This window comes from Bradyrhizobium tropiciagri, from assembly GCF_001189845.1.
Taxonomy (GTDB): domain Bacteria; phylum Pseudomonadota; class Alphaproteobacteria; order Rhizobiales; family Xanthobacteraceae; genus Bradyrhizobium; species Bradyrhizobium tropiciagri.
Window position 1 is genome coordinate 1 of record NZ_LFLZ01000143.1, and the last position, 7,728, is coordinate 7,728.

8 protein-coding genes are annotated in these 7,728 nt (G+C 64.7%); 7 read left to right on the forward strand and 1 reads right to left on the reverse strand.

Annotation, left to right across the window (positions count from 1 at the left end; translation table 11 throughout):
• Positions 1 to 151: 151 nt before the first annotated feature.
• Positions 152 to 559, reverse strand: coding sequence for a TIGR02300 family protein (locus AKN84_RS43790; protein ID WP_050426529.1), 408 nt, complete (start codon positions 557 to 559; stop codon positions 152 to 154).
• A 146-nt stretch (positions 560 to 705) separates the two neighbouring features.
• On the opposite strand from AKN84_RS43790, the gene aroA reads away from it, so the two are divergent.
• The 7 genes from aroA to AKN84_RS43825 all read left to right on the forward strand — a co-directional run bounded on the left by aroA (position 706) and on the right by AKN84_RS43825 (position 7,682).
• Positions 706 to 2,043 carry a 3-phosphoshikimate 1-carboxyvinyltransferase gene (gene aroA / locus AKN84_RS43795; protein WP_050426524.1) on the forward strand — a complete coding sequence of 446 codons (1,338 nt, stop codon included), beginning with the start codon at positions 706 to 708 and terminating at the stop codon, positions 2,041 to 2,043.
• Entirely contained in the window at positions 2,040 to 2,669 is a 630-nt protein-coding gene (cmk, locus tag AKN84_RS43800; protein ID WP_050426525.1) for a (d)CMP kinase, read from the forward strand. The genes aroA and cmk overlap by 4 nt, the downstream gene beginning before the upstream one ends.
• A gap of 394 nt (positions 2,670 to 3,063) precedes the next feature.
• On the forward strand, positions 3,064 to 4,773 hold the full coding sequence (rpsA, locus tag AKN84_RS43805; protein ID WP_018269280.1) for a 30S ribosomal protein S1: 1,710 nt from the start codon (positions 3,064 to 3,066) through the stop codon (positions 4,771 to 4,773).
• A 180-nt stretch (positions 4,774 to 4,953) separates the two neighbouring features.
• Entirely contained in the window at positions 4,954 to 5,931 is a 978-nt protein-coding gene (gene sppA, locus AKN84_RS43810) for a signal peptide peptidase SppA (protein WP_050426526.1), read from the forward strand.
• Between the two features lie 174 nt (positions 5,932 to 6,105).
• A complete protein-coding gene (locus AKN84_RS43815; RefSeq protein ID WP_050426527.1) occupies positions 6,106 to 6,435 on the forward strand; it encodes an integration host factor subunit beta in 330 nt (109 codons plus the stop codon).
• Between the two features lie 83 nt (positions 6,436 to 6,518).
• Positions 6,519 to 6,905: a LapA family protein gene (locus AKN84_RS43820; RefSeq protein ID WP_050426530.1), complete on the forward strand. Its 387-nt coding sequence runs from the start codon at positions 6,519 to 6,521 to the stop codon at positions 6,903 to 6,905.
• A gap of 75 nt (positions 6,906 to 6,980) precedes the next feature.
• Positions 6,981 to 7,682, forward strand: coding sequence for a phosphoribosylanthranilate isomerase (locus AKN84_RS43825; RefSeq protein ID WP_050426528.1), 702 nt, complete (start codon positions 6,981 to 6,983; stop codon positions 7,680 to 7,682).
• The last annotated feature ends 46 nt before the right edge of the window (positions 7,683 to 7,728 follow it).

A 7,728-nucleotide genomic window follows, 5' to 3' on the forward strand; every position in this document is an offset into this window, starting at 1 on the left:
TTGCATGCCATGCAAGCGCTCTCCCAGCTGAGCTATGGCCCCTTATCCAGTTGGGACGATCCTGGGGGATCAGTCCCGGCCCGCGCGGCCTGGACGACTCGCGCGGCAGCACCGTTGATCATAGATCGGCGCCGATCTCAAGTCTCTTCTATCAAGTCTCTTCGTCGCCGCCGACGTCACCGATGATGTCGGTCACGTCCTCATCACCCTCTTCCTCGTCGGCGATGAAGGTCGAATCGTCGTCATCATCGTCGTCGATCGTCTCATCGACCTCGATATCGTCCTCGGATTCGGGAACCTGGGCCTTGACCTTGCCCGTGTTCTCCTCGGCATCGGCTTCCTCGAGCGAGACCATTTCTTCGGCCTCGGCGGGCTCCGGCATGTCGGCGGCGGTCGCAGGCGAATTGACGGTGGCGCCACGGCCCCGCGCGGGGGCGACGGGCGCAATCGGCACGACCTCGCCGGTGTAGGGCGAAATCACCGGATTCTTGTTGAGGTCGTAGAACTTCTTGCCCGTGGTCGGGCAAATGCGCTTGGTTCCGAGCTCGGACTTGGCCAACGTGGTCATCCCAGAATTTTGCTGAAAAACGGTGCTTCACTTGGCTAGTTGAGCAGCCGCTGTCAATAGCGGTTTGCGCGCAAGTGACGGGCGCGTGACGCGGTGTTGCCTATGTGATACCTGCCGCGGCGCGAGAGGACACAATCTTGGCCCATTCTGACACCCCAACCCCGCTGGAATCACGCGCTTGCGGCCCGCTGGCCGGCAAGGTCCGCGTTCCCGGCGACAAATCGATTTCCCACCGTGCCCTGATCCTGGGCGCGCTTTCGGTCGGCGAAACCCGGATTTCCGGCCTTCTGGAGGGCGAGGACGTCCTCAATACCGCCAAATCCATGCGCGCGCTGGGCGCCAAGGTGGAGCGGACGGCGCCGTTTGCCTGGTCGGTGTCCGGCGTCGGCGTCGGCGGCTTCGCTCAGCCCGCAAGCCCGCTCGATTTCGGCAATTCCGGCACCGGCTGCCGGCTGGTGATGGGGGCGGTCGCTGGTTGCCCGATCGCGGCCATCTTCGACGGCGACGCCTCACTGCGGTCGCGCCCGATGCGCCGGATCCTCGACCCGCTGGAGCTGATGGGCGCCCGGACCAGCGACATCGGGGACGGCGGCCGGCTGCCGCTCACGCTGCATGGCGCCCGTTATCCCGTGCCGATCGTCTACAAGACCCCGGTCGCCTCGGCCCAGATCAAGTCCGCGGTGCTGCTCGCGGGCCTGTCCGCGCCCGGCATCACCACTGTGATCGAGCAGGAGGCGAGCCGCGACCACACCGAGCTGATGCTGAAGCATTTCGGCGCCGAGATCTCCACGGAGAAGGAAGGCAGCCACGGCCGCAGGATCACGCTGAACGGCGAGCCCGAGCTGCATGGCGCCAACGTCGTGGTGCCCGCCGATCCGTCGTCGGCGTCGTTCCCGATCGTGGCGGCGCTGATCGTCGGAGGCTCCGACGTCGTGTTCTCCGACGTGATGACCAATCCGCTGCGCACCGGCCTGTTCACCACGCTGCGTGAAATGGGCGCCGCGATCGAGGAGAGCGATGTGCGCGGCGATGCCGGTGAGCCGATGGCGCAACTGCGCGTGCGTGCTTCTAAGCTCAAGGGCGTCGAGGTGCCGCCGGAGCGCGCGCCGTCGATGATCGACGAGTATCTGGTGCTGGCCGTTGCCGCCGCGTTTGCCGAGGGCACCACGATCATGCGCGGCTTGCAGGAGCTGCGTGTCAAGGAATCCGATCGCCTCGAAGCCACCGCGGACATGCTGCGCGTCAACGGCGTCAAGGTCGAGGTTTCCGGCGACGATCTGATCGTCGAGGGCCGCGGCCATGTCCCAGGCGGCGGCCTTGTCGCCACGCACATGGATCATCGCATCGCGATGTCGGCGCTGGTGATGGGCTGTGCTGCGGACCGGCCGGTGAAGATTGACGATACCGCCTTCATCGCCACAAGTTTCCCGGATTTCATTCCAATGATGCGCGCGCTCGGAGCTGATTTCGCATGATCATCGCCATCGACGGACCCGCCGCCTCCGGCAAGGGCACGCTCGGCAAGCGGCTCGCCCACCACTACGGCTATCGCCATCTCGACACCGGCGTGATCTACCGCGCGGTGGCCTATGCGATGATGGCGCGGGGCGCCGACCTCAACGATGAGGCGCTGGCGGTGGCGGTCGCGCTCGAGCTCGACCCCGAGAAGTTCGGCAACCCGATCCTGAAGACCCAGAAGGTCGGCGAGGGCGCCTCGGTCGTCTCGGCCTTTCCCAAGGTGCGCGAGGCGCTGGTCAACTTCCAGCGCCAGTTCGCCGCCGATCCGCCCGGGGCGGTGCTGGATGGGCGCGACATCGGCACCGTGATCTGCCCCGATGCCGACGTGAAGATCTTCGTGGTCGCCGACCCCCGCGTACGGGCGCGGCGGCGCACCCTGGAGGCCCGCGCCCGCGGCGAGGACGCCGACGAGCAGGCGGTGCTCGCCGACATCCTCAAGCGCGACGAGCGGGACAAAAACCGGGCCGTTGCGCCGTTGCGGCCGGCGGCGGACGCCCACACGCTGGACAATTCCAATCTCGACATCGAGGCCGGCGTCCGCGCCGCCATCGCCATCGTCGAGGCGGCCCGCGCCAAGCGCTAGAATCGCCGGCGTCAAAGCGCGCTTTGGCCCGAAAACCCAGCAAAATGGGGCATTTCCTGCTTGCCGAGGGCGGCTCGCAGGGCTATATCAGCGCCGTTCGGAGCACCATCGACCCTGTCGAGGCCGTGTCCGAGCGGGCCGGCGCCGGGTTTGAGCCATCCTCAAGCAAAACTGACGCCGCATCTGGAGGAACGCCCGCTCCCAGGCCTTGCAGTCGATATTTTCTTAAATCACGCTCCGGAAACTTCAAACGTACCGAACGTGCAGTCTTGCTGCCGGCCCGCTGTTGCACCTCCTGCAATGAGCGGTCTCAGGGTTTGCGGAACCCTGACACTTCACGCGCGGTGCGCCCATCAACCCGAATGGCCGGCGAGATCCCGCATCTGGAGAACAAATGGTTTCGAATTCTGCGTCTTCCTATACTCCCACCCGCGACGATTTCGCGGCGATGCTTGATGAGTCATTTGCCGGCGGCAATCTGCAGGAAAGCTCGGTCATCAAGGGCAAGGTGGTTGCAATTGAGAAGGACATGGCCGTCATCGACGTCGGCCTGAAGACCGAAGGCCGCGTCGCGCTGCGCGAATTCGCCGGCCCCGGCCGCGAAAGCGACCTGAAGGTCGGCGACGAAGTCGAGGTGTTCCTCGACCGTATCGAGAATGCGCTCGGTGAAGCCGTGCTGTCGCGCGACAAGGCGCGCCGCGAGGAGAGCTGGGGCAAGCTCGAGAAGGCGTTCCAGAACAACGAAAAGGTCAACGGCGTCATCTTCAACCAGGTCAAGGGCGGCTTCACGGTCGACCTCGACGGCGCGGTGGCCTTCCTGCCGCGCTCGCAGGTCGACATTCGTCCGATCCGCGACGTTGCGCCGCTGATGAACAACTCGCAGCCGTTCCAGATCCTCAAGATGGACCGCCGCCGCGGCAACATCGTGGTGTCGCGCCGCACGGTTCTCGAAGAGACCCGCGCCGAGCAGCGCCAGGAGCTGGTGCAGAACCTCGAAGAGGGTCAGGTGATCGACGGCGTGGTCAAGAACATCACCGATTACGGTGCGTTCGTTGATCTCGGCGGCATCGACGGCCTGCTGCACGTGACCGATATCGCCTGGCGCCGCGTCAACCACCCGACCGAGGTGCTGACCATCGGCCAGACCGTGAAGGTCAAGATCATCAAGATCAACCACGAGACCCACCGCATCTCGCTCGGCATGAAGCAGCTGCTGGATGATCCGTGGCAGGGCATCGAAGCCAAGTACCCGCTGGGTGCCCGCTTCACCGGCCGCGTCACCAACATCACCGACTACGGCGCGTTCGTCGAGCTCGAGCCGGGCATCGAAGGCCTGATCCACGTCTCCGAGATGTCGTGGACCAAGAAGAACATGCACCCCGGCAAGATCGTTTCGACCTCGCAGGAAGTCGAAGTGCAGGTGCTGGAAGTGGATTCGGTCAAGCGCCGCATCTCGCTCGGTCTCAAGCAGACCATGCGTAATCCCTGGGAAGTCTTCGTCGAGAAGTTCCCGGTCGGTTCGGTGGTCGAGGGCGAGGTCAAGAACAAGACCGAGTTCGGCCTGTTCCTGGGTCTCGAGGGCGACGTCGACGGCATGGTCCATCTCTCCGACCTCGACTGGAAGCTTCCGGGCGAGCAGGTCATCGACAACTTCAAGAAGGGCGACATGGTCAAGGCCGTGGTGCTCGATGTCGATGTCGAGAAGGAGCGCATCTCGCTCGGCGTCAAGCAGCTCGAAGGCGACCCCTTCGCCGAGCCGGGCGACGTCAAGAAGGGCGCGGTCGTGACCTGCGAAGTGCTCGAAGTGAAGGAAAGCGGCATCGAGGTCCGGATTTCGGGCACCGAGTTCACCACCTTCATCAAGCGGTCCGAGCTGGCCCGCGATCGCAACGACCAGCGCGCCGAGCGCTTCGCCGTCGGCGAGAAGGTCGATGCCCGCGTCATCCAGTTCGACAAGAAGGCCCGTAAGGTGCAGGTCTCGATCAAGGCGCTGGAAGTTGCCGAAGAGAAGGAAGCCATCGCGCAGTACGGCTCCTCCGATTCGGGAGCGACGCTTGGCGACATCCTCGGCACCGCGCTGAAGAACCGCGGCACCGACAAGTAAGCGTTCGCGCGATTTGAGCGAACCATGGGCCCCGGCGCAAGCCGGGGCCCTTTTGTTTGCCGAATTGCGGGCCTTGTTTTCTTCATATTGCGCCGCAATTGATGTATTTGGCTAAGCTGATAGTGACGCTGCGACTGCAAAACGCGCGGACTTTCGCGCTGACCATTTCTGGAGAGACCGATGTCGCTGGATTCGGACGTGATCGTCGACCGTCGCCGTATCAGGCGCAAGCTGACATTCTGGCGCGTTGCCGCTGCGGTCATCGCAATCGCGGCCATCGTCGGCGTGGGCGTGATCGCCGCCGGCGGACGCGGCAGCTTGTCGACGTCGAACACGATCGCGCGGATCAACATCGACGGACTGATCCGCAGCGACCAGCAGCGCGTCGAGGCGCTGGAGCGGCTCGGCAAGTCGAGCTATGCGGCGGTTGTCGTGCATATCAATTCGCCCGGCGGCACCACCGCGGGCTCCGAGCAGCTCTACGACTCGCTGATGCAGTTGAAGGCGAAGAAGCCGCTCGTCGTCGTGGTCGAGGGATTGGCGGCCTCTGGCGGCTACATCACCGCGATCGCGTCCGATCATATCGTCGCCCAGCAGACCTCGCTGGTCGGTTCGATCGGCGTGCTCTTCCAGTTTCCCAACGTTTCGGAATTGCTCAAGACCGTCGGCGTGAAGATGGAGGAAATCAAATCCTCACCGCTGAAAGCGGCGCCCAACGGCATGGAGCCGACCAGCCCCGAGGCCCGGGCCGCGATCGAGGGTCTGGTCAAGGATTCCTATGCCTGGTTCCGTGGATTGGTGAAGGAGCGGCGCGGCATGGACGATGCCCTGCTGGAGAAGGTCGCTGACGGACGCGTCTTCACCGGCCGGCAGGCGGTCGATCTCAAGCTCATCGATCAGCTTGGGGATGAAAAGACCGCGATCGCCTGGCTGGTGGCGGAGAAGAAGGTCAAAAGCGACCTGCCGGTGCGCAATTACACGCTTAATCCGCGATTCAGCGACCTCACCTTCCTGCGCACCGCAGCGTCGATGACGCTCGATGCGTTCGGCCTTGGTGCCATCGCGCGGCGGATCGAGCAGGGTGGCGTAGCCCAGGCCGTGGATCGGTTCGGGCTCGACGGCATGCTGGCGCTGTGGGCGCCGGGAGGAACCGACTAGTCGAGTGCGAAACGCGTGCTGATCAAGGTATTCCCGCTCTGCGGGAATCGCCGCATGCCCTAATTGGGCTATTTGTCACGCGATTTCACGGCGTCCTAAATCGATTTAGCGTCTTGACAGTGCACGGCATTTTCACGGAAATGGGTTTCCGCAAGAGCCCGGATCCCATTTTCGATGATCAAATCCGAACTTGTTCAGCGTATCGCCGAGCACAACCCGCACCTCTACCAGCGGGACGTCGAGAACATTGTGAATGCGATTCTCGATGAAATCGTCGCGGCGCTGGCGCGTGGCGACCGCGTCGAGCTGCGCGGTTTCGGCGCATTCTCGGTGAAGCATCGCCCGGCGCGTGCCGGCCGCAATCCGCGCACCGGCGAGCATGTGCCGGTCGACCAGAAGAGCGTGCCGTTCTTCAAGACCGGCAAGGAAATGCGCGAGCGTCTCAATCGCGACGAGGCCGAGGCGGGAGCCTCCAAGATCGACGCGCCCAAGGCTGATGCTTAAGGCTGACGCCTGAGCGCCGCCTCCGGCGTTGCCGTGCTGCGGGCGATGTGCCCGCACTTTCTCCATCGCTGCGAGAGATGGTCATGCGAAAGTTCTTCACGGCAGTGGTCGTCATTCCGCTCGGACTGGTCTTCATCATCTTTGCCGTCGCCAACCGTCACTGGGTGACGGTGTCGTTTGATCCCTTCAATTCCGTGACGCCGACGGTTGCGGTTACACTGCCTCTGTTCGTGGTCATCATCGCCTCGGCGATCCTGGGCGTGATGGCGGGTGGCATGGCGACCTGGTTCAAGCAGGGGCGCTGGCGCCGCGCCGCCCGGCAGCACGAGGCCGACGCCCGCCACATCCGCACCGAGCTCGCAGACCTCAGGGCTGCGGCCTCCCGGGACGACGCGCAGCGCCGCCCGGCCGCGGCCCAACTCGGGTTTTACGGACCCAATGGGCGAGACAAGCAGGGCGCGACGTTGTAGAACCCGCCCCGTCGGACCAGGGTTCACCCCGGTTCCGGCCGCCCGAAACCTTGTTTTGAGACCCGTTTCGAGACCATGCCCCTGCTCGTCAAAATCTGCGGCCTGTCCACGCGCGAGACGCTCGACGTCGCGCTGGAGGGCGGCGCCGACATGGTGGGGTTCGTGTTTTTTCCGCCGTCGCCGCGCCATATCAGCCTCGAGACCGCGCGCGAGCTCGGCAAACAGGCCAAGGGCCGCGCCGTCAAGGTCGCGCTGACCGTCGATGCCGACGATGCGACCATCGAGAACATCATCGAGACGTTGCGGCCCGACATCCTGCAACTGCACGGCAAGGAAACCACCGCGCGGCTGCGTGATCTCAAGCAGAAATTCGGCCTGCCGCTGATGAAGGCGCTGCCGGTCGAGACCGCAGCCGACCTCGCGCCGCTGCCGGGTTACGTCAGTGTTGCTGACCGCATTCTGTTTGATGCCCGCGCGCCGAAGGATGCCACGCGGCCGGGCGGCCTCGGCGCGCCGTTCGATTGGCACGTGCTGGAAAATCTCGATCTCGCGCTGCCCTACATGGTCTCCGGCGGCCTCAACGCCGAGAACGTCGCTGAAGCCGTCCGCGTCACCCGCGCCGGCGGCGTCGACGTCTCGTCGGGCGTCGAGCGCACGCCCGGCGTCAAGGATCCCGAGTTGATCCGCGCCTTCATCCGCGCCGCACGCGCAACCGACTCTACTTCACCTCTCCCCGTTTACGGGGAGAGGTCGACCGCGCAACGCGCGGGCGGGTGAGGGGCGCCGCAAGCGATGATCGAGCAAGTGGAGAAACCCCTCACCC